At 31.9% G+C, this 22,604-nt stretch carries 19 protein-coding genes, 1 pseudogene and 1 other annotated feature; of the genes and pseudogenes, 14 read left to right on the top strand and 6 right to left on the bottom strand.

Annotation, left to right across the window (positions count from 1 at the left end):
* Nucleotides 1–60: 60 nt before the first annotated feature.
* A complete protein-coding gene (locus tag B5X47_RS00100; protein WP_079588202.1) occupies nucleotides 61–264 on the bottom strand; it encodes a hypothetical protein in 204 nt (67 codons plus the stop codon).
* A 67-nt stretch (nucleotides 265–331) separates the two neighbouring features.
* Nucleotides 332–565: a binding site (T-box leader), on the bottom strand.
* Between the two features lie 281 nt (nucleotides 566–846).
* Here B5X47_RS00100 and B5X47_RS00095 point away from each other — a divergent pair.
* From B5X47_RS00095 to B5X47_RS00045, 11 genes are all read left to right on the top strand, one after another.
* On the top strand, nucleotides 847–2,832 hold the full coding sequence (locus B5X47_RS00095; RefSeq protein ID WP_079588201.1) for an NAD(P)/FAD-dependent oxidoreductase: 1,986 nt from the start codon (nucleotides 847–849) through the stop codon (nucleotides 2,830–2,832).
* Nucleotides 2,825–3,760 (top strand): polyprenyl synthetase family protein, encoded by a 936-nt coding sequence (locus B5X47_RS00090; RefSeq protein ID WP_159446356.1) that lies wholly within the window; start codon nucleotides 2,825–2,827, stop codon nucleotides 3,758–3,760. The genes B5X47_RS00095 and B5X47_RS00090 overlap by 8 nt, the downstream gene beginning before the upstream one ends.
* A gap of 2 nt (nucleotides 3,761–3,762) precedes the next feature.
* Entirely contained in the window at nucleotides 3,763–4,683 is a 921-nt protein-coding gene (locus B5X47_RS00085) for a UbiA family prenyltransferase (RefSeq protein ID WP_079588199.1), read from the top strand.
* A 147-nt stretch (nucleotides 4,684–4,830) separates the two neighbouring features.
* Entirely contained in the window at nucleotides 4,831–5,892 is a 1,062-nt protein-coding gene (locus tag B5X47_RS00080) for a hypothetical protein (RefSeq protein WP_079588198.1), read from the top strand.
* A gap of 108 nt (nucleotides 5,893–6,000) precedes the next feature.
* Nucleotides 6,001–6,948 (top strand): FAD:protein FMN transferase, encoded by a 948-nt coding sequence (locus B5X47_RS00075; protein WP_330395718.1) that lies wholly within the window; start codon nucleotides 6,001–6,003, stop codon nucleotides 6,946–6,948.
* A 158-nt stretch (nucleotides 6,949–7,106) separates the two neighbouring features.
* Nucleotides 7,107–7,985, top strand: coding sequence for an MBL fold metallo-hydrolase (locus B5X47_RS00070; RefSeq protein ID WP_079588196.1), 879 nt, complete (start codon nucleotides 7,107–7,109; stop codon nucleotides 7,983–7,985).
* A 125-nt stretch (nucleotides 7,986–8,110) separates the two neighbouring features.
* The gene (locus tag B5X47_RS00065) at nucleotides 8,111–9,439 is read left to right on the top strand and encodes an aspartate kinase (RefSeq protein ID WP_079588195.1); all 1,329 of its coding nucleotides are present in this window, start codon (nucleotides 8,111–8,113) and stop codon (nucleotides 9,437–9,439) included.
* A gap of 338 nt (nucleotides 9,440–9,777) precedes the next feature.
* Nucleotides 9,778–10,656 (top strand): C40 family peptidase, encoded by an 879-nt coding sequence (locus B5X47_RS00060; protein WP_079588194.1) that lies wholly within the window; start codon nucleotides 9,778–9,780, stop codon nucleotides 10,654–10,656.
* A gap of 782 nt (nucleotides 10,657–11,438) precedes the next feature.
* Nucleotides 11,439–12,767 (top strand): AAA family ATPase, encoded by a 1,329-nt coding sequence (locus B5X47_RS00055; RefSeq protein ID WP_079588193.1) that lies wholly within the window; start codon nucleotides 11,439–11,441, stop codon nucleotides 12,765–12,767.
* A 5-nt stretch (nucleotides 12,768–12,772) separates the two neighbouring features.
* On the top strand, nucleotides 12,773–13,429 hold the full coding sequence (locus B5X47_RS00050; protein WP_079588192.1) for an RloB domain-containing protein: 657 nt from the start codon (nucleotides 12,773–12,775) through the stop codon (nucleotides 13,427–13,429).
* 150 nt (nucleotides 13,430–13,579) lie between these two features.
* Entirely contained in the window at nucleotides 13,580–14,614 is a 1,035-nt protein-coding gene (locus B5X47_RS00045) for a DUF6017 domain-containing protein (protein WP_079588191.1), read from the top strand.
* A gap of 121 nt (nucleotides 14,615–14,735) precedes the next feature.
* Here B5X47_RS00045 and B5X47_RS00040 read toward each other — a convergent pair.
* A pseudogene (locus B5X47_RS00040) lies at nucleotides 14,736–15,882 on the bottom strand (IS3 family transposase).
* A gap of 70 nt (nucleotides 15,883–15,952) precedes the next feature.
* On the opposite strand from B5X47_RS00040, the gene B5X47_RS00035 reads away from it, so the two are divergent.
* Together B5X47_RS00035 and B5X47_RS00030 are read left to right on the top strand one after the other, a co-directional pair.
* Complete coding sequence (locus tag B5X47_RS00035; protein WP_143215729.1) at nucleotides 15,953–17,266, top strand: recombinase family protein; 1,314 nt, start codon at nucleotides 15,953–15,955, stop codon at nucleotides 17,264–17,266.
* 198 nt (nucleotides 17,267–17,464) lie between these two features.
* Complete coding sequence (locus B5X47_RS00030; RefSeq protein ID WP_079588190.1) at nucleotides 17,465–17,785, top strand: hypothetical protein; 321 nt, start codon at nucleotides 17,465–17,467, stop codon at nucleotides 17,783–17,785.
* Between the two features lie 266 nt (nucleotides 17,786–18,051).
* Here B5X47_RS00030 and B5X47_RS00025 read toward each other — a convergent pair whose 3' ends face one another.
* Nucleotides 18,052–19,389 (bottom strand): aminomethyltransferase family protein, encoded by a 1,338-nt coding sequence (locus B5X47_RS00025; RefSeq protein WP_079588189.1) that lies wholly within the window; start codon nucleotides 19,387–19,389, stop codon nucleotides 18,052–18,054.
* Nucleotides 19,390–19,549: 160 nt separating this feature from the next.
* Between B5X47_RS00025 and B5X47_RS00020 the strand changes: the two genes are divergently transcribed.
* Nucleotides 19,550–20,434, top strand: coding sequence for a LysR family transcriptional regulator (locus B5X47_RS00020; protein WP_079588188.1), 885 nt, complete (start codon nucleotides 19,550–19,552; stop codon nucleotides 20,432–20,434).
* Between the two features lie 20 nt (nucleotides 20,435–20,454).
* Here B5X47_RS00020 and B5X47_RS00015 read toward each other — a convergent pair whose 3' ends face one another.
* From B5X47_RS00015 to B5X47_RS00005, 3 genes are all read right to left on the bottom strand, one after another.
* A complete protein-coding gene (locus tag B5X47_RS00015) occupies nucleotides 20,455–21,270 on the bottom strand; it encodes a hypothetical protein (protein WP_079588187.1) in 816 nt (271 codons plus the stop codon).
* Between the two features lie 666 nt (nucleotides 21,271–21,936).
* Nucleotides 21,937–22,356 carry a DUF4357 domain-containing protein gene (locus tag B5X47_RS00010; protein WP_079588186.1) on the bottom strand — a complete coding sequence of 140 codons (420 nt, stop codon included), beginning with the start codon at nucleotides 22,354–22,356 and terminating at the stop codon, nucleotides 21,937–21,939.
* Nucleotides 22,357–22,369: 13 nt separating this feature from the next.
* The coding region (locus tag B5X47_RS00005; protein WP_143215728.1) for an integrase core domain-containing protein at nucleotides 22,370–22,604 on the bottom strand (235 nt) is incomplete at its 5' end.

The raw sequence follows: 22,604 nt of genomic DNA, 5'->3' as shown, positions 1-22,604 counted from the left end.
ATTCCTCCTAAGTAATGTTTAAATTATTTTGTGAATATTGTATTTTGAATACAATAAAAATTAATTAACTAATACTTCTATATCTGATAGCTTGGAGAGCTGTGCTCTTACTATAGATTCAGTTTCAATAGGAATGATGAGGCTTAACGAATTGCTATAAATAGATATCTCATAAAATTTGATACCCTTTCGTCTTAGCATAGTTACAGCTCTAAGAGCAGAATCAATTCCAGAAATTAAATTAACTTGTACATTCGTCTGCATTTTGTTACCTCCTATTTAAAATATAAAATAAAAAAACCTCCGTATCTATAAATCTAATTAATAGACTTATAGGGACGAAGGATTCGCGGTACCACCCTATTTATGGCGTTCATGCCATCACTTTATTCAGGTCTATCAACCTTAGCCTTGTTAACGGTGGCATCCGTTTTCTTCTACTTGTTTAATCTTTCGAAGAAACTGCTCAAGAGTGATCATTGTATTCTGCTATTGTCGGTTCTCAGCACTTCCGACTCTCTGTAAATAGCTAAGTGAATAGTTTTGTCTCTTTCAAAGCATTTAAATGATTGTTTTAGTTATTCTAGTATAAGAAATTCAACTTGTCAACACCAAATTCAATAAATTTTGCAAATTTTGCAAATATTTTTTTTATTTTTTAGTAGGAAAAAGATTTCCTGGGTATAAATTGTAAAATGATTGAAATATAAATAAATTTTACTATGATTACAATTATCATATAAAAAAAACTATCAAATTTAATTATTTTTTTATCAATAATAGTTGTAAGAGCAACTAACTGATGATATACTTTATTAGTATATTATAGAACAGGAGGATGTATTAATGGAGAGAATTGTTGTCTTAGGAGCAGGATACGCAGGGGTTTTAACTGCTAAAAAGCTTGAGAAAAAATTTAAAAAGAATACCGATATATCTATAACAATAATCGACAAAAATCCATTTCACACTATGCTTACTGAGCTACATGAAGTAGCTGCAAATAGAGTTGATGAAGACAGTATAAAAATGAGTCTAAAGAAAATATTTGCTGGCAGAAAAGTAAATGTAGTAATGGATGATATAGATAATGTTGATTTTGAAAACAAAAAACTGGTAGGAAAAACTACTGATTATCCTTATGATTACTTGGTTATTGCAGCTGGTTCAAAGCCTACATATTTTGGTGTAGAGGGCGCTGAAGAATTCAGTCACAAACTATGGTCTTATGATGATGCAGTTAAATTAAGAGAGCATATACATGAATCATTTAGAAAAGCTGCACTTGAAACTGATGCACAGAAAAGAAAGTTACTGCTTAGCTTTTATGTAGTTGGAGCTGGATTTACAGGCGTAGAAATGATAGGAGAGCTTGCAGAATATGTTCCATTTTTATGTCATAAGTACGAAATTAATAAAGCAGATGTTTCGCTAAACAATGTAGATATATTACCAAGAACAGTACCAATTCTTCCAGAAAAATTATCAGATAAAGTTGAAAATAGACTTAAAAAAATGAATGTAAATATGATTCTTGGTGCTGGGGTAGTTGGAATAGGCAAGGACTTTATTAAAGTTAAAATTAATGGTGAGGAAAATGTTTTTCCAGCTGGAACAGTAATATGGGCTGCTGGAATTGAAGGGTCAGATATTACAAATGATGCTGCTTCAAAAATAAGCTCTGAAAGAAGAGGCAGAATTAAAGTTGACCCTTATTTAAGATCAATCGACGATGAAAAAGTATATGTTATTGGAGATAACATGTTTTATATACCAGAGGGAGAAGCAGCTCCGGTTCCACAGATGGTTGAAAACTGTGAACATTCCGCTTCTACAGCTGCACATAATATTTTTACTTCAATTACAAAGAGTGGTCAGCTAAAAAAATATAAGCCTGAGTTTCATGGAGTTATGGTTTCCGTTGGAGGAAGATATGCAGTAGCAAGAGTTGGTACTCCTAAAATGATGATGAATCTTCCATCTTTCTTTGCAATGATGGTAAAACATCTTATCAATATGGTTTATTTCATTCAAGTAATGGGTTGGACTAAAATATTCAGCTATTTAAAACATGAATTTTTTACAATTAGGAATAATAGAAGTATAGTCGGAGGACATTTCTCTAATGTTACTCCAAGTTTTTTGATGGTACCACTTAGAGTATGGCTTGGCGGAGTATGGTTTTTTGAAGGGGTAAAGAAAGTAAATGAAGGGTGGTTTGAGGCACCAAAATTAACTGGTTTTTTTGGTGGAGCAAATGCTTGGTATCAAAATATTCTTAATCCTGGAGCTGTGGTTGATGCGGTGGGTGCTGCAACAGGAACTGCCGAGGCTCACTCAGTTACAGGAGCGACAGTAGCGGCGGATGCAGTACAGTCTGCAGGACATGCATTTTTAAATCTAGATATTTTTGGATTATTGAAAATTTATTTTGTAAGTGGACTTACATTTGCAGAATCTACCTTACATGATTTGACGATTAAATTAGATGTACCAATTTTGAACTTATTCCTTGACAAATTTATTACTTCAAGTGATGGAATACAAATATTTATGCAAACAACTATTGTTATATTAGAAATTGCGATTGGACTAGCTCTTATAGCGGGATTATTTACATTTCTATCCGCTGGAGTATCTGTTGTACTTCAAATTATGTTTTTAACCACAACCGGACTTCACTTAGATACTGTATGGATGATATTTGCTGGAATTGCTGTGCTTATTGGTGCTGGTAGAACCTTAGGACTTGATTACTATGTAATGCCATGGCTAAAGAAAGCATGGAGAAATAATGGTTTTGCTAGGAAGTGGTATCTATATCATGATTAGTTTAGAATCAGCAAAAAATGAATTTAATAATAAGCTAGTAGAGGTTTTAAGAAAAACGCCACCTTCTATTAGAGAGTGCACTTCATATTTATCGAAATCACTAGGGAAAAATCTTAGAGGGAATTGTATTCTTATCGTAGCATCGGATGAAAATCAATTGGTTCACGAGGATGCAATTAATTTAGCAGTTGCAATCGAGCTTTTTCATTTAGCTACACTGGTACACGATGATATCATAGATGATTCCCCTAAAAGAAGAGGGATGGATAGCTTACAAAGTAGATTCGATAAAAAAACTGCAGTTATCTGTGGAGACTATATCCTAGCTATGGCTATTGAATTAGCTCTAAAAGTGGATATAAAAGATGAGTACAAAAAGTATTCACTTGCAAATTATGCGAAATCTGTATGTCTTGGCGAGCTTATGCAGGATACAAATCTATTCAATTATAATTTGAGCTTAAAAAGATATCTAACAATAATTAGAGGTAAGACAGCAGCTCTATTTGAAGCCGCATTTGTCAGTGGAGCTATTGTTTTGGGAGAGCCAAAGTCCAATGTGGATTTATATAAGAAAATAGGAAGATATATAGGAATGATTTTCCAAATGTCTGATGATTGTATGGATTATGAGCTTACTCAAGCTGAATCAAATAAACCAGTTTTATCTGATATTGCAAAAGGAGTCATTACTCTTCCGTTAATATATGCAATGAAAAAAAATGAAACTATTCGTGAGAAGCTAGAGCAAGGATATGATAAAAATATTCTAGCTAGAGAAATAATAAATTTTGGTGGAGTGGAATTTACAAAGGCTTTTAGTGACAGATATTATGACAAAAGTATAGTTTGCTTAGACAAGCTAGAAATATCTTCTGAAAAATATACTATGATAAAAAATGTTTTAGATGTAGCAGCAAGGAGATAAATATGGAAAAAAGCAACACTACTATATCCAGATACTTTCAGTTTACTGAAATTAGAACTAAGATAACTAGCTTATTTCCTTTTTTAATATCAATACTGTATCTTATGTCTAAAAACCAACAAGTAAAAATATTTGAAACTATCCTATTTTTTAGTGCTATGTTTTTGTTTGATTTAGAAACAACTGCAATTAACAACTATATTGATACTAAAACTAATGGTGATAGTATTCCATATAGTAGGAAAAAGGGCAGGATATTAATATATATCATGTTAGCAATCAGTATAGCTTTAGGATTAGTGTTGGTTTACTATACAGATTGGATAGTCTTGATTTTAGGAAGTTTATGCTTTGCATTTGGTATTTTTTATACCTTTGGACCACTTCCTATTTCAAGAACTCCCTTTGGAGAAATAATTTCTGGGATATTCTATGGATTCTTTATTCCTCTGATTTTACTGTATATTAATTTTCCTGAGGGATATTATTTAAAAGTCTTGTTTACTGATACACACGTTTTATTAGAGGCAAACTATATTAATTTAATTCATTTAGTATTATTGTTTGCTATACCAACACTTACAACTGCAGGGATAATGCTTGCAAACAATACTTGTGATTTAGAAAAGGACATTTTGCAAAAAAGGCATACTTTACCTTACTATATAGGGAAAAAAGCTTCAGTCAGTCTCTTTAAATGGATATATATAACATCATATTTAATGATTCCTATTCTTGTATTTATAGGAGAATTAGGACTAATTTCACTAGTAGCACTAGTCGGAATAATTCCTGTGGCAAAAAATTTAAAAGAATTTGAGAACCAACAGGTTAAATCAGAAACATTTATAGTTTCTATAAAAAATTATGTAATCTTAAATTTAGGATTAGTGATAACCATGATGATAGATAATTTACTTTAAAAAGTATAGGACTAAATATCTTAAGCTAAAGAATATACTTTAATTATTTGTTTTTATTTTTGATTTATGAACTTGGTTTAATGGAAGGTAGTTCATACCTATCCTTTAAATAAAAAATTTATTTTACAAATAGGAGGAGTTTTGTTTATGAAGAAAAAAATGTTAGCAGGTTTATTGTCATTTGCAATGATCTTTTCACTAACAGCTTGTGGAGGATCAACAACTACTGAGGAGCCAGCACCAACTGAAGAGCCTGCAGTTGAGGAAACTGCTGAGCCAGCAGCTGGAGACGCAAAAACTGGTTTTGCTGTTATTTCAAGTGTTGCTAAATCTAAGGATGCAGCAGAAGAAGATGGCCTAGCTCAGACAGATTCTTTAGCGGTTGCAGTTATCGTTGATAAAGACGGTAAAATTGTAAACGCAGTAATTGATAGTGCTCAAACTAAAATCAATTTTTCTAAAGAAGGAAAAATTACTACTGATTTAGCTACAATATTTAAATCAAAGGTTGATATGGGCGAAGAGTATGGAATGAAAAAAGCATCATCAATTGGCAAAGAGTGGAATGAGCAAGCTGCTGCGTTTGCTGATTACGTAAAAGGTAAGACAGTTGAAGAAATAAAAGGTATTGCAGTTACAGAAGAAGGCGTGCCAACTGGTGACGACATTAAAGGATCTGTTACTGTTAAAGTTAAAGATTTTATAGCTGGTATTGAAAAAGCTGCAGCTAATGCTAAAGAAATCGGTGCATCTTCTACTGACAAATTAGGTCTTGCGATTGAAACTAATATTGCAAAATCTAAAGATGCAGGAGATGAGGCAGGACTTGCTCAAGCATACTCTACTTATGTTGTTACAACTACAGATGCTGACGGAAAAATCACTAGTGCTATGATAGATGGTTCTCAAGCTAATATTAATTTTGATGCTACAGGCAAAATCACTTCTGATTTAACAGCTGAGCTAAAAACTAAGCAAGAGCTTGGAGAAGGCTACGGAATGAAAAAAGCTTCAGCAATTGGCAAAGAGTGGAATGAGCAAGCTGATGCTTTTGCAGAATTTATAAAAGGTAAAACAGCCGATGAAGTAAAAGGTATGAAAGTTTCTGCTGATGGGGTAACTGAAGAAGAAGAACTTAAGTCATCTGTAACTGTACATGTTACTGATTTCATTAAACTAGCTGAAGCTTCAGTTAAAAAAGCAAACTAATCTATGCAAAGAAGTACCAAAATAGTGAAGATCATTATGATCTTCACTATTTTTTCAATATTAATTACTGGCTGTGTACCGAAAAAACAATCCTATAGTGCAGAATTTATGATTTTATTTAATACTGTAACTAAAATAATATCTTATTCTGAAAGTGAAGAAGAATTTAAAAAGCAATCAGAATTTATTTATAATGAATTAGAGCATTATCATCAGTTATATAATATCTATGATGATTTTGAAGGTGTAAACAATATCAAAACAATTAACGATAATGCTGGAATTAAACCAGTAGAAGTTGATAAAGAAATAATTGATTTAATTAATTTTTCTAAAGAGATGTATAGTGAAACAGGTAAACAGGTTAATATAGCTTTTGGACCAGTGCTTAGAATTTGGAGCAGATATAGGGATAATGGAGTTGAAGAACCTGAAAAGGCAGAGCTTCCGAAGCTTATAGATTTACAAAACGCAAATAAGTTCACAGATATAAATGAAATCATTATAGATGAAATAAATTCTACAGTATATTTACCTGACAAAAATATGAAACTTGATGTAGGAGCAATAGCTAAAGGCTATGCAACTCAAAAAGTGGTAGAGAAGGCTAAGAAAAATGGATTTGATAACGGAGTTATAAGTGTTGGTGGTAATGTATGCGCAATTGGACTTAAGGATAATAATAAGCCTTGGGGAGTAGGTATTCAAAATCCAAACAAGGATAGTGACGAGGATATAACAGGAACTTTATACTTAAGCGATATGTCGCTAGTGTCAAGTGGAGACTATGAAAGATATTATATGGTAGATGGAAAAAGATATCACCATATTATAGATACAAATACGTTATTTCCATCAGAATATTTTAGACAAGTGAGTATAGTTGCTAAAGATTCAGGTATAGCTGATGCATATTCTACAGCTGTATTTAATTTACCTCTTGAAGAAGGTAAAAAACTAGTTGAATCCAAAGAAGGATTAGAAGCAATGTGGGTTTTAAAAGACAATAGTATTGTATATTCAGAGGGATTTAAAAACTTTCAAATAAAGCCCTAATTGTTTTTGATAAAAATTATCAAAAAATGTAATGTTGATACTCTATTTTAAAATAATTAATAAATTATGCAAAAAAATATTTTTATGGAAGATAAATAGAAGATTAAGTGATATTATAGTAAAAATATCATTTAATCTTTTTTTATGGAGGTAGAACCATGTATGAATTAATTTCATTAACTAATAAAACCTATTATATCAACTCTCCTTCAAAGGTAGGATTATTTAAAATAAATGATAAAGAGATATATTTGATTGACAGTGGTAATGACAAAGATGCAGCTAGAAAAATTGACAAGCATATTAAAGAAAATAATTGGACCTTGAAAGGAATAATAAATACTCATTCAAATGCAGATCATGTTGGGGGCAATAAAATGCTTCAGGCAAGACACGACTGCGAAATCATATCTACAAGTATGGAAAATTCATTTACTAAGCATCCAGTTTTAGAACCATCATTTTTGTATGGAGGATATCCATTTAAAGCTATCAGAAATAAATTTATAATGGCAGAAGCAAGCAATCCAACCTCTGATATAGAAACAGCTGGAATCATAGGCTTATCTTATATTAAGCTTCCAGGGCATTTTTTTGATATGATTGGTATTATAACTGACGATAAAGTAGCTTTTTTAGGAGATAGTCTTTTTTCAGAGGAAATAATAAATAAGTATCACATATTTTTTATATATGATATTAAAGCATATATAGAAACTCTCAATATGCTAGATGGATTAGAGGCTGATATTTACGTACCATCTCACTGTGAGCCTACGAAAAATATTAAGAGCTTGATAAAAGCTAATAGAAATAAGATAGAAGAAATTGTTAATCATATTTTGCTGTTTTGTGAAAATCCACGATTATTTGAAGATATTCTTCAGCATATATTTTCTGTATATTCATTAAAAATGGATGCTAACCAATATATACTAGTAGGAAGTACATTACGGTCGTACTTATCATATATGTCTGATGAAAATTTACTGACATATGAATTTTCTGGCAGCAAAATGTATTGGAAGAAAATTTAATTCATAAATAAAAATAATCTTTTATCCTTGACAACCCCACTAAAAAGCTATAAAATCATTAAATCTTTATATTAAAAACATCTGTTTGTACAGTGAAGACAAATTGATTTAAGGGGGAAACATTGTTGAGTGAAATAGTCGTATCAAAATTTGGAGGAAGCTCGCTAGCTGATTCTAATCAGTTTAAAAAAGTGAAGGATATAGTTTTTTCCAATAAAAAGAGAAAATTTATTGTGCCTTCAGCACCAGGCAAAAGATATAAGGACGATGAAAAGATAACTGATTTGCTATTTCAATGCTATAACAGCATTGAAAATAAAGAGAAATTTATTGAGACATTCAAAATAATTGAAGATAGATATATACAAATATGTAATGAGCTTGAACTTGATTTAGATATATTAAGTTATTGTGAAGAAATTAAAAATACAGTCTATCAGAATAAGAGCCTTGATTACATAGTAAGTAGAGGAGAATATCTTAATGCAATTGTGCTGGCTGCGTATCTAGGCTTTAAGTTTGTAGATGCAGCTGAGGTCATAGTTTTTCTTGAAGATGGCAAATTAAACTTTGATGAAACTCAGTCAAGGCTTTATAAAATGTCACTGGAATATGATTATGCTGTTATTCCCGGATTTTATGGAGCTACTGATAAAGGCATTGTAAAAGTATTTTCAAGGGGAGGCTCTGACTTTTCGGGCTCACTAGTTGCAAATGGAGTTAACGCTTCTTTGTATGAAAATTGGACTGATGTATCGGGATTTTTAAAAGCAGATCCTAGAATAGTTGACCATCCAAGACATATCGAAAAAATAACATATAAAGAGCTTAGAGAGCTATCTTACATGGGAGCTTCTGTACTTCATGAAGATGCTGTATTTCCAGTAAAAAAATCAAAAATTCCTATTCAGATAAGAAATACTAATAGCCCTATGGATGAAGGAACTCTTATTCTAAGTGATTTTGAAAGCCCTAAATATCCTAAAACTATTACAGGAATAGCAGGGAAAAAAGATTTTACAGTTATAGCAATTGAAAAAATGCTTATGAATGAGGAAAAAGGATTTTTAAGAAAGCTATTATCAATAATTGAAGATAATGATATTTCAGTAGAACATATACCTTCAGGCATAGATTCTGTATCATTAATTATTAGTGATGAAGAGCTCAGAAATAAACTTGATAAGGTTATCGAGGAGATAAGGACTAAATTAAACCCAGATTCTGTAGAGGTATATCCAAACATGGCATTAATGGCAGTAGTTGGTAAAGGCATGATAAGAACAAGAGGAATATCTGCTAGATTATTTACTGCCCTTAAAGAACAGCAAATTAACGTGAGAATGATATCGCAGGGTTCTAGTGAGATTAATATAATTATAGGAATAGAAAATGAAGATTTTGAAAGCGCAGTAAACGCAGTGTATTATGCTTTCGAGCAAGCTAATATTTAAAAAAACATAAGAATTTTGGTATTTATATAAAAACTCCTTAATAATTTATGAATGGGTATGAAACCTTTTCAATTAAGGAGTTTTTTATTTGAGTTTGGATTAATATAGTATGTGAATTGACCTCCTAATACTTAGAAGTTTACATAAGTAACCTTAAATAAATTCAATTATAGTTTAACTATAAATATCTTAAAAATTTATTTATTTAAAAAAATGGATTTTAACTTTTTTGTAATTTTTTTCATTTCTTCACAAAATCTCCATAAACATTTATTAAGATTAAATAGTCAAATCAATGACGTTTTATTAGACAATTAATATTTCTTTAGGAGGACGAAATGAAAAAAAATACTATTTTAGCAAGTGCAATGGTTTTAGGAATGATTTTTTCTATTCCAATTGCATCATATGCCAATACTTATAATAAAGCAGAAGTAAAATCAAATCTAGTATTTGTAAGAACACAGGCAAATGAAGATTCCGCTTTAGTATCAAAAGCGATACAAGGACAAGAACTTTTTGTATTGGAAGAAGAAGGTAATTGGGTAAAAGTTAAAACTCAACTTGGAGTGGAAGGGTATGTAAATAAAAATGAGTTAAATATCAAAAAAACATATGAAGGGATAGTAACTAATGATGGAGTTAATCTTAGATTACGCCCAAATATTGAAAGTAAAGCTCTTAGTGTAGTGAATAACTCTGATAGAGTTTTAGTACTTGAAAAAAATGGAGAATGGTCGAAAGTATTATTTGAAGGTAATACAGGTTATGTTTTTTCAAAGTTTATAGCTACTGAAGATGAATTTAAGGCCTTAGTATCAAGAGCAGGTCAGAGAAATGATGCTGAAAAGCTTTTAATCATGGCAAACTCACTGATTGGAACTCCCTATAGTTATGGTTCAAATGGCCCCAACAGTTTTGATTGCTCAAGCTTTATCCAATATACGTACAAAAATGCCCTTGGAATTACACTTCCTAGAGTATCAAAAGATCAAGCTAGGGCAGGGGAGACGGTTTCAAAAAATGACCTTAAGTCTGGTGATATAGTTGCATTTAATACTTTTGGAAAGCCTGGAAGCATCACCCATGTTGGGATATATTTATCAGATGGAAACTTCATTCATGCTTCATCATCAGGTGATGGGGTAAGTATAGATAGTTTGAGTCAAGGATATTACTCAAATAGATACATCACAGCATCAAGAATTTTAAAATAGATATATTATTAAATATTTAGTATTTCAAGCCATTAGATAAAATTTTATAAATAATTATTAAAAACCTGTTTGATATCCAAACAGGTTTTTTGTAGTCATAGATTATGTGCAAAATAGGATAAGGAAAAGTCTAAACTTTTTATGTGATTTTTATTTTTTATCATAAGAAGAAAAACTAGATTATAAAAAAATAGTTATAGATTTGTATATTGAAAGTTAATTCCTAATAGTTTAAAAATATTTGGGGATATGACAGGAGAGATAAAAATAAGGAAAGTGGTGCGGGTGAAGGGATTTGAACCCCCACATAGTCACCTATGGCGGATTTTGAGTTGTTTCTTCCCAGTGGAGTATATAAAACTTTAATAGATTTTAACTGAATATAAAAGACATGTAATTAAGTGTTTTCATACTGTATAACTATTTTGTTGAGGAATATAAAATGTTGTAGGTTTTTCTTGAAAAACGCGTTTAAGAATAAAATGAGAGAACTTTAAGAGAACTAATTTAATTTGAGATTTAGTGTACAAAATACAATTTTAGAAATGTTACCTAATTGTGATAAAAAAAAAGACTATATTTTGCTAGTCTTTTTTTGTTAAGACAAAAGTCATAATAATTAGCAAATAATATAAGTAGCGTGATAATGATTTGAATTGTATTCTTTGATAACGATTTTGCTGTATTTATGCAAATGAAAGCTGAAAATTGACTTATATTCAAATATTGAATATAATGAAAGAGTGATTTTGCATAAAAATTGCAGAATGGAGATGCTGAATATGATTTTACAATTTAAAACAAAAAATTATAAGTCTTTTGTAGAGGAGGCAGCTCTATCTATGACTGCTGCACCTAAACAGACTGGATTAGATTATAGCTTGCTTATTCAAAAGATAAAAGGAAAGAGTATAAAAGGGTTGTGTTCTTCAGTAATATATGGACCTAATGCATCTGGGAAAACCAATATTATTGGAGCTATGGATACTTTTAGAGCTATTGTACTCAGAGGAAACATTCGGAATTCAGAAGATCAAACTTCCCCAAATCAAGCATCAAGTGCTTTGGAACTGATACCAAACAATGCTACAAGTTGTTCTGAACCAGTAACATTTACTATAGAATTTATCGAAAATGATTTTTTAATCTATTATGAGGTAAGTCTAGATTTAGGTTGTTTTTTGGATAATGACTACAATAGAAAAGTTTTACATGAAGAGCTTCATGTAAATAATGAAAAAATTTTTGTTAGAGATAAAAATTTATTTTTCGGAGATTTTAAAGTTATCAATGAATTTATAGCTGACAACATCAAAAAAAATGAAAAAAGCATTGTAGAGATAGCAAAGAATAGTTTGAATGATGAAGAACTATTTTTAATGAATGGTTTTAAACTAATAATTAGTCAAAGTTTTGTTAAACTGATATCAAATTGGTTTTCAAATAAGTTCATGGTTATTTATAGGGCGGATTCAATACAACTTATTGAAAGATTTGTAAATCCACAAAAACAAACAGTATATATTGAAAAAACGACGAATAATGCTGCAAAGTTATTTGGAATTAATTCTAATGCTTTAGGATATGTCATAAGTGAGGATGAGGCAGACGCTAAACTTTTTTCAATATTTGAAAATATAAAAAATAAAAAAAATGCAATTGTTGCTGCAGAAATATTTGAGTCTTATGGGACTATAAGGTTTGTTAATATGTTTCCATTAGTAATAAGAGCGATTTTAACAGGTGGGACATTAGTTGTTGATGAATTTGATGCATCAATACATCCAATGGCACTGATGAGCATTATAAATATATTCCATAATGATGAGATTAACTTAAAACATGCGCAGCTTATTTTCAATACTCATAATCCTATATTTTTAAATTCTAACATTTTTAGAAGAGATGAAATTAAGTTTGTAGAGAGAGATGATGACAGTAATAATAGTGTATTGTATTCTTTGTCAGATTTTGGAACTACAGGTGAAAAGGGCGTTAGAAAGCATGAAGACTATATGAAAAATTATTTTATAAGTCAATATGGTGCAATTAAAGATATTGATTTTACACCAGTCTTCGAGGAGCTAATCTCGAGAGAAAGAGAGGTGTAGAAAAAGTGAGGTTAAAGCACACAAAAAAGTATTATTTTAGTGTAGAAGGAGAAACAGAACAATGGTATTTAAAATGGCTTCAAAATTTAATTAACCAAACACCTGAATCGAAAATTAAAGTTTCATTTGATTGTCCAGTTCAAAAAAATCCACTAAGAAGGGCTAAATCAATTGTTCTAACTGGGAAAACTGAAATATATCATATATCAGATTATGAAAGTAATGATGAAACTCATGTAAGAGAATTCAAAGAAACTATTGATAGAATGAGTGAAGCGAAAAAAATAGGAAAGCAAATAAATTATAAATTTGGGTATTCTAACTTGACTTTTGATTTATGGATTGTGCTTCATAAAACAGATTGTAATGGAGCATTAGCTCATAGAAAGCATTACTTACAATATATTAATCGTGGATTCTGCGAAACTTTCCAAAAGATGGATGATTATAAACATGAGAATAATTTTAAGAGAATTCTAGGAAAAACGTCATTGCAAAATGTAATTGATGCGGTTAAACGTTCAAAGATGATTATGAAAAGAAATTTAGAAAATGGATATATACTACAAAAATATAAAGGTTATGAATATTATAATGAAAATCCATCATTAGCAATATGGGAAATAATTGAAAGAGTTTTAAATGACTGTGGATTGGTTTAAACAATGGAAATGATAAATTTCAAACATAAATATAATTGAATAATCCAAAGTCAAGAGTGATACAAAATCTGTATCACTTTTTTTGTTGAAATAAATTAAAAGAATATAGAGATATCAAATCAAAATTTATTAAAGAAATGGAGGAAGAAAATGTACAGTCAAAAGAAATTTTCAGTTAATGATATATACAACAATTCATTTCATCAGCTGCCGAGTTTTTTCTTTTTAGAAGATTTTCCCAAAATATCTGATAAAGCAATTATTCTATATTCTCTTTTAAAAAGTAGACATGAGCTATCTATAAAAAATAGATGGTTTGACAAAGAAGGCAATGTATATCTAATTATGAAGCGTGAGGAAATGGAAAAGACATTAAGAAGCTCAGATAAAACAATAACCAAAGCTATAAATGAATTAAAAGAATACAACTTGCTTATAGAAGTTAGGCAGGGAAAAGGAAGACCTAATCTAATATACCTCACTTATCCAGATATAGAAAAAATTATTAAAGAAAATCAAGATGAGGACATATTAGATTTTAATGAGTTAGAAAATATAGAAGATAATGCAATTATTGATATATCAATGAACCGTAATAATTACGAATCACTAGCAAATAATGATTTAAACCGTAAAAGCTCCGAGTCTAGAACCGGAAACATTACGACACTTAATAAATATATAGATAACGATATAGATAAAATATATATTAATCCTTCTATCTATCATAAAAATAGTGAAGAAGAAAAAAATGAAGAAGAAAGTGAAGGATTGAATGATGATAAAGAGTTAAATAAACGAAGTCTAAATGATAAAGAAATTTCAGATCAAGAATACAGAAAGTATGAAAAAATTGTCAAACAGAATATCGATTTTGATTTATTAATGAATAATAGCAATCCAGAGTTAGTTGCTGAAATTGTACAAATAATTTTAGATATTGTTTGTTCAACCAAAGAAAAATTTAGAGTTAATGGATGTGATACATCAGCTAGCATTATAAAGTCTAGATTCTTAAAACTAAATCATATGCATATAGAATTTGTAATTGATTGCCTGTCAAAAAACACTACTCAAGTTAAAGACATAAGGTCATACATCATTACATCGCTATATAACGCTTCTTCAACTATGAACCTATACTATACATCAAAAGTAAATCATGACCTATATTCATATGATTAATTGAGTTTAAGATAATTTAAAAAGAGAGGAGGATTTACATTTTGTTTATTTATATTGTTTGGAGAGTTCCACCTTAATAATTTAATTTACTAAAACAGAAGGGATGGATTGTCAACACTTATTAGGACAACTTTTTCTCGGACAGAATTGCCTTGTATTCAATAGGACTAAGATATCCTAAAGAACTATGAACCCTAAATTTGTTATACCAGTTGACATAATCAAATAATGATGTTTCTAACTCTTCAAAACTTTTAAATATTCTATTAAAAACAAATTCTGTCTTTATGATTTTAAAGGTAGCTTCCGCTACTGCATTATCATATGGACACCCTTTTTTACTCAGAGACCTGCTAATACTAAAGGTTTTCAGAAGATTATCAATCATAGAATTTTTAAACTCATTACCTCTATCAGTATGGAGTATATTTATATTATCTAGTGGATACTTCACATTAGCGAAAGCCTTGTAAACAATGTATTTATCTTTATTTGCGCCAGCAGAGTATCCGATAATCTCTCGATTATACAGATCCAAAAGTATGCATATGTAGTTCCATTTTCCATTAACATTTACATATGTTAAATCACTTACAATAACATCTAATTTTTCTTTATTTTTGAAATCTCTTTCAAGAAGATTATTTATTTTTTCCTCATTGCACTTTGTCTTATGAACTTTATATTGCTTTAAAGTATACTTAGAAACCAGTGAGTATTTGCTCATTATTCTTCGTATTTTTCTTCTTGAAGCAATGTAACCTATTTTGCTTAATTCAACCTTAATCTTTCTACTGCCGTAGTTATTTCGGCTCTTTTTAAAGATAGATATAATCTCATTATCTAACTTGCTATCGCAAATTTTTTCAATTTTTTTATAGTAAATTAGGCTCCTTGAGATATTTAAGATTTTACACATGGCGCTGATACTGTATTTATGCTTATTAGCCTTAATTATATCTACTTTCGTCCCATTAGAGTCTGCCCCAGCGAAGCTAGGGTATCAGCGCCGCTTGCTTTAAAATATCATTTTCCATCTTTAGCCTTTGATTTTCCTTTTTAAGTTTAATAAGCTCATTTTCTTCATTAGATCTGTTATCCTTCGCTTTAAAAGAACCAGAAGAAGAATAGTCTTTTACCCACTTATTTACAGTAGACCTAGCAATGTTATACTCTTTAACAACTTCATTTATGTTTTTTCCACTATTTATAAGTTCTACAATTTGCTTTTTAAATTCTTCATTATACCTTTTATTTGTATTAGACATGATAAACCTCCAAATTAATTTAATTTATTTTATCATGTCCGAGTATTTTCTGTCTAAATTAGTGTAACCTATCCACGCCTTAAGTGGCAAGATCGACCTCATTGTTACCAAGTCAGTCAGCCGATTTGCAAGGAACACAGTAGACAGCCTCACCACCGTTCGCCAATTGAAAGAGAAAGGAATCGAGATTTATTTTGAGAAGGAAAATATCTGGACCTTAGATTCTAAAGGTGAACTTCTAATCACCATCATGTCATCCCTTGCCCAGGAAGAAAGCCGCAGCATTTCAGAGAACGTCACATGGGGACAGCGCAAGAGATTTGCAGACGGGAAGGTTACAGTTCCCTTCGGCCACTTCCTCGGTTACGATCGGGGTGAAGACGGCAACCTTGTCTTGAACCCCAATGAAGCAGTTATAATCCAGAGGATCTTCAGCATGTTCCTACAGGGCATGACGCCTTATGGTATTGCCAAGCAGCTTACCGCAGACGGCATTTTATCACCCGCCAAGAAAGATAAATGGAACGCAGGCACCATCAAGCGCATCCTCACAAATGAAAAATATAAAGGAGATGCGCTTTTACAGAAAAGCTACACTGTAGATTTTCTTACCAAAAAGAAAAAAGCCAACGAGGGTGAAATCCCTCAATACTATGTTGAGAATAACCATGAAGCGATTATCGAGCCAGCGGTCTTCGACCTGGTCCAGAATGAGTTAGAAAAGAGAAACCCTGCAAACAATCGTCACAGCGGTGTTCATATATTCTCTGGAAAAATAAAATGCGGGGAATGTGGTAGCTGGTATGGCTCTAAAGTTTGGCATTCCAACAGTAAGTACCGCCGAATGGTCTGGCAGTGTAACCATAAGTTTAATCAAGATGAGAAATGCAAAACTCCTCATCTGGATGAAGATTTAATTAGGGAGCTATTTATACAGGCAACAAATAAACTTCTAGATGATAAGGATGAAATCATAACCAACTTTGAAGCCATAAAAGTAAGCCTTTTTGATACTTCTACCCTGGAAAAGGAGCAGGATGAACTGCAAAAGGAAATCGAGGTTGTAGCAGGGATGATACAACAAGCCATCTCATCCAATGCACACTTTGCTCTTGACCAGGAAGAATATCAGAATCGATACAACGGACTGGTTGAACGCTTTGGCCTTGCCAAGGCTCGCCATACTAGGATTACAGAAGAAATCACTGATAAGCAGATAAGGCTCAGTACAATGAGTTCCTTCCTCTTCACCCTTTGCAGGCAAGATAACCTTCTTACTGAATTTGATGAGAATCTGTGGAGTAGCCTTGTGGACTACGTTACTGTTTACGATAAAGAGGATATTCGGTTCACCTTCAAGAATGGAACAGTTATACAGACATAAAAAATGACCCCCTTCATGGATATTTACCTGTAAGGGGGTTTCCTTATGCCTTAATTTTTTAGTCCTCTTAACCAAGTATTTATGGATTATTTATGATGTAATATATATCAAAATATTGTATAATAATACCAGTCTCATAGAACCCTGTACTTTTCCAGATGAACACAAACCATTATATTAAAAAAGAGGTTTCTGACCATGAACGAAAAAGAATACAAAATTGTTACTACTATATTGAATTTTGCATTATTAATCATGAGTCTTGCATCAGTGTATATACTCACCAAGTTTACCGCATTACATATTGTCTATTTCCCAGAAGAAATCCCTTATATTAAGCAGGAAGCTTATATATTAATTTCATCTGCAGTATTTTTTATTGTATCTATGAAATTCAAATTTAAACTCAGTATGGTAATATCATTTATCGCAATTCTACTCGGGTTATTCAATTTTGCAGCTTTTACAACAATGACAATTTTATATTATAGGGAATTAAATCTAGATGCGTTTATATAGGAAGACTAATTGGAGGAGCCGATTGCTCGTTGCCCTATTTCAAAAATGATTATAACATGAAGTGTAATATGAATTTTTCATTTAGTAACAGTATACACTGTAGTGGAGGAAGGATAGTACTGATTAGCCATCTTTTTTCTTTTTTGTATAAAAAATCAGTACCTTACTTAAAAGTGTACTGATTTTTTATGGAGCTATTTCCCTATAGTCCCTTCTTGTAATTGTATTATTTTCTTATGACAAACTTGATATATCTGCATACAAAATTATTTGTTAAAATTAGGGTGTGGTATTTTTTCAACATCAAAAGTTTCATTTCTGTATTCTTCGTTAAAATAAGGAAAACGTGCAACTGTTACTTTGATTGGCATGGCTGTATTAGGATCTGTTCCCCAAAGCACACTCAGTTCTTCACCTTCATTTGCATATTTCCGGTCAATAAACGCAAGGGAAATCATCTTCTGATGATAAAAATCCTTTAAGCGGCCTGATGCAACACCAATCATACTTCCATCTTTAATAACTTTGCTAATTACAAATGGATCAGTTAATGCTCCATCTGCGACACCAGAGATATCATCACAAGGGGCAATGTCCTTTCCCATAAATTGGGAGACAAAGACCTTTGCGACATCCTCGGCATCCCACTCTAATGTCACTACAGTACGTGGAGGATTTTCTTTTAACTTTAACAGCGCTTCCTTACCGATAAAGTCATGATCGTAGTTAATCAGATAGTCCCATTTTACATCAAACGGTGTAACAAAAGCATTTTGAATATCATCAGATGCACTTCCGTAGAATTTATACTGCCCAAACTGAACATTATAACCCATATGATCGAGAACGTACTGTTTCATACCTTCACCATTAATAAGGAATGGATAGTAAAAATGGATATACTGGTTCGGGTAGCCACCTTGCGTATGATTTCTGCAATAATTTACAAGACCGAGGCGCTTAATACCAAATTCTTGGCCTGCTTCTACAATCGCATTATATACAGTATCGATATCTTTCATTGCACCATGCATTTCATATGCAAGGCTGCCCGACATACCAAGACGATGTATAGATGTAGGAATCCCCTTTATTTCAATAAATTTATGTTGAGCGAACTTCAAATCATGAATATTTGTTCCAGAAACCTTCTCCATGATTTCAAGAGAACGCGGTCCATCAATCTGTAAAAAGAATTCATCATACACCCATTTTCCTTGAACATTGAACCCTAGTGTTTCTACATAATAAGCCAATACAGGTGCAAGCCAATATGAACGGTATAGATCTTCCTCAAGTCTCATCAAGACACCATCTGCAAGCATCTGCCCTTTTTCATTACACAGAATAGTATGTCTGGAACCTCCAACCTTCAGTTTTGCATAATCCCTATTTACACTCACATAGTTCATTAATTTTACGACATCTGGTCCAGAGATATCATAAACTGGAGAAAGGGTGAGCATACATCCAAGCCAGGCTCCATTACGGCATGCGAGCAGTTCATCTTGGGGAGAAGTAAACATAAGTGGTGCGTATGTAGAATTACCAAAATTGAAAAGCAACGGTGCACCTTGATTGATACTACTATCAATACTAAACATAGAAATAAACCTCCTTCAAATATTGTGATGTGCTTTCACTATACCGTACCATAATTTCATTTTTTTGAGAAATGCTACATTTGATAGTGATTTATAACGTTGCGTTATAAATCACTTTATTATATAATCGTATATAAATGTAGATTTGGTGGAGGTAGTTATGATTAAATGGAGCTTTATAAAAGAATATGTTATTTTGGCGGAAACGCTGAGTTTTACAAAGGCAGCAGAGCTATCATATATTACCCAGCCTGCACTCAGCCGACATATTGCTATTCTAGAGGAAGAATTTGATTGCCGATTGTTTGAGCGCTCTACCAGAGAGGTTAAATTGACACCATCAGGAGAGGTTGTTTATGAAGCATTTCGCAGTATTCTTAATCTATATGAAACAGCACGTTGGCAGGCAAAATCTCTTGCAGTTAATCCTATAGAAAACATAATAATAAACAGCCCATATTATTGGACTGGAGATTACACAGAACCATTGATAAACCGGTTTGTGGAAGATTATCCTTCATGTAATGTATCAGTTAATTCATGCCAACCAATTGATGGCCTTATGGGGTTGGAGAATGGGGAATGTGACATTTTCATATCAATGGAAATGAAAGACATATCTACGCTAATATCCGGTGTACCCTTTGCAAAAGAGGAATTACATGTCTTTATGGATAATGAACACTGTTATACTCAAAAGAAAGTTATATCTTTAAATGATTTTAATAATCAGCCCTACATATATATGAAAGGGTTCGATAGATGGAAAAGGGAATATCTCCAAGGTATGGATCAAAAATTAATATTTCCGAGTATTGTAGAATGCTGCGAACAGATAGATATCATCGGCTTAACATTAAAACAAACAAAAGGTCTATGTATACTTCCATATAGTGTAAAATACATGAATCGTTCATACCTAATAAATAAACCATTTGCAGAAGCACAATTCGTGGATATGTGGGTTTATTATCGAATAGATAATCACAATCCCATGATAGAAAAATTTCTTAAAGCCAATAATTTACTTTCGTATCAAAAATAAACACTTCAATACATAAAACATCAATAATCTTTCCAATGTGGCAATGGCTTTATTTCAAGAATATCTATAGGAGGTATTTGCACATGGTTCTTAATCAGAAGTACCTCTTCAGTCGGTTCTCCAAAGGCTGTAAAATATGCTTTCGTCAAATAGTTTAGGACCTTATCCTTATCACTTTGATTGTCATCACTGTCATAGATGATTTTTTCACCACTTACCTTTGCAACTATCTCATAAGGATCGTTAATAGACGCCCACTCTTGGGATAAATTCAATCCAAGAAGATTATCGATATCCATCAATATTTCTGGTCTATGATGAACTTGTCCTCCGTAAGGACTTCTCTCCCACACTGATAAAAACCCACACGTAGTATAATCATAGTAAAACTTTCTCCCTATGGACCAACATTTATAAGCCTCTGTATCTTGTCTTGGGCAAGCCCCAAAAGTAATATCAAATCTTTTTCCTCGATATATCAGTATCCGCTCATCTAGATTGATATCAATACCGTGTTTTTCCAAGAACTGTCTTAACTCAGAGTCTTGACACAAATATGATTGTTTTAGATCTAATACTCCATGTTTCTGAAAGGAAGTGCACCCGTTTGCACTTGTTGTCACATGAAAATAGATAAATTCAAAATCTTTGTAGCTTCGTGGTAAATGCCCATAAGAACTAATCACGTCTTCCACAAGATAGTCTGTATATTTATACTCGTGTTGGCGACCAAGATATTTTTCCCACTTTGAGATTGGAACACCTGTGAGATTCATCAATGTCTGTTGAGCATATTCAGTTGTTCTAATATCGTAAGTCATATTAACCATAATCATCTTTTCCTCCTCATCCAGCTTTACATAAATAAATTTGAATCTATATATTTAATAATACCCCTGCACCAATTATAAAACTATTAGGAAATAAAAATAGCCGAGCAACCTCGACTTCTACCACTGCACACCCATTTTTGAGTTTGCACACCCCTAACCATAGCATCTTTTAGGATAATTAAATTGTATCAATTTCTGAATGATTATATCTATGTTCTTGCTGATTTTGATACAAAAAGAAAAAGCCCTCTCCGGCACAAATGTGCTGAAAAAAGCTTGAAATAAGGGCTTCCTAAGATTATTGATCATCGTAGGAAGCGTTTATCTTCATATATTTGATATTAGCCGCACCGCATGATAGGTCACCGGCCTTTTAGTAACTTACCCTGCAAAAGAGACATGGAAGAAATAATTAAAAAGTGTAGGCAAAATTAAAGAGTATGTTATTGCCCGATTTATATCATGTTTAGCTTAACGCGAAATATTACCTAATTGTATCAAATTAAAAAGTGCAACAAAAATTATACCATCATCAATTGATAAAAAGTATTTTATCTGGTGGTGGTTATACTTTGTCCTGAAATGCCTTGAAAAAAGATTTCTCGGAGATTATTGTAGGTCGCTTATTTCTTATTTTTGCAACTCCAGCGATTAGAAGAATCGTTTAAATTATGAATCCTTGCTTTCAATATCTTTTAGTGTTGTGCCATCAGAGGTCATCCACATTATAAGCCCATTAGCGCTAGCGTAGGTTATAAAGCCGGCGGCTGCAGAGGGACTTTTAAATAGTGTATCTTCTAGTAACACATTATTTATGTCGATTCTTTCTGCAAATTGCTCACGTAAATGTTGGATGTTCTCAGGACAACTTTTCGTTGGAGTTGCAGAAACTATGCCCCCCTTGAAAACAACAAAACCCTCATTCGTTATTCGACCTGTTGCGTTTGCTTTCGAAGTTTTAAGAAAAAGCATCACCTCTTCGCCGATGCTAGATGGCTCAGTTGAAGTCGCCTTGGATATAGTAACTAATGGCTCGAAAATCTTATGCCCAAACGTGCCCATTGTAATGGTCAAGCTTTTTTGTAACACTAAGTACGGTTTTTTAAGCCAAATTTCGCGCCTCGAAAGGTGTTAATCCACCATTATATGAATGAGGTCTAATGTGGTTGTACCAAACATGGACATATCTATTTACAGCTTCATCTAATTGATCTTCAGTATTAAATTTATTTGGATATATTAACTCTGCTTTAAATGATTTGTAGAATCTTTCCATGGGCGCATTATCATATGGACAGCCAGTTTTACTCATGCTTTGGATAATACCATTTTCTTTA

It is taken from the genome of Acetoanaerobium noterae (assembly GCF_900168025.1).
Classification (GTDB): domain Bacteria; phylum Bacillota; class Clostridia; order Peptostreptococcales; family Filifactoraceae; genus Acetoanaerobium; species Acetoanaerobium noterae.
The sequence above is the reverse complement of the archived record's forward strand: the minus strand, read 5'-3'. Positions and strand labels throughout refer to the sequence as shown.

Bases quoted from the DNA above. Each gene is read 5' to 3' on its own strand.
- B5X47_RS00100 (WP_079588202.1), bottom strand. From the start codon at position 264: ATGCAGACGAATGTACAAGTTAATTTAATTTCTGGAATTGATTCTGCT.
- B5X47_RS00095 (WP_079588201.1), top strand. From the start codon at position 847: ATGGAGAGAATTGTTGTCTTAGGAGCAGGATACGCAGGGGTTTTAACT.
- B5X47_RS00090 (WP_159446356.1), top strand. From the start codon at position 2,825: ATGATTAGTTTAGAATCAGCAAAAAATGAATTTAATAATAAGCTAGTA.
- B5X47_RS00085 (WP_079588199.1), top strand. From the start codon at position 3,763: ATGGAAAAAAGCAACACTACTATATCCAGATACTTTCAGTTTACTGAA.
- B5X47_RS00080 (WP_079588198.1), top strand. From the start codon at position 4,831: ATGAAGAAAAAAATGTTAGCAGGTTTATTGTCATTTGCAATGATCTTT.
- B5X47_RS00075 (WP_330395718.1), top strand. From the start codon at position 6,001: ATGATTTTATTTAATACTGTAACTAAAATAATATCTTATTCTGAAAGT.
- B5X47_RS00070 (WP_079588196.1), top strand. From the start codon at position 7,107: ATGTATGAATTAATTTCATTAACTAATAAAACCTATTATATCAACTCT.
- B5X47_RS00060 (WP_079588194.1), top strand. From the start codon at position 9,778: ATGAAAAAAAATACTATTTTAGCAAGTGCAATGGTTTTAGGAATGATT.
- B5X47_RS00055 (WP_079588193.1), top strand. From the start codon at position 11,439: ATGATTTTACAATTTAAAACAAAAAATTATAAGTCTTTTGTAGAGGAG.
- B5X47_RS00045 (WP_079588191.1), top strand. From the start codon at position 13,580: ATGTACAGTCAAAAGAAATTTTCAGTTAATGATATATACAACAATTCA.
- B5X47_RS00030 (WP_079588190.1), top strand. From the start codon at position 17,465: ATGAACGAAAAAGAATACAAAATTGTTACTACTATATTGAATTTTGCA.
- B5X47_RS00025 (WP_079588189.1), bottom strand. From the start codon at position 19,389: ATGTTTAGTATTGATAGTAGTATCAATCAAGGTGCACCGTTGCTTTTC.
- B5X47_RS00020 (WP_079588188.1), top strand. From the start codon at position 19,550: ATGATTAAATGGAGCTTTATAAAAGAATATGTTATTTTGGCGGAAACG.
- B5X47_RS00015 (WP_079588187.1), bottom strand. From the start codon at position 21,270: ATGATTATGGTTAATATGACTTACGATATTAGAACAACTGAATATGCT.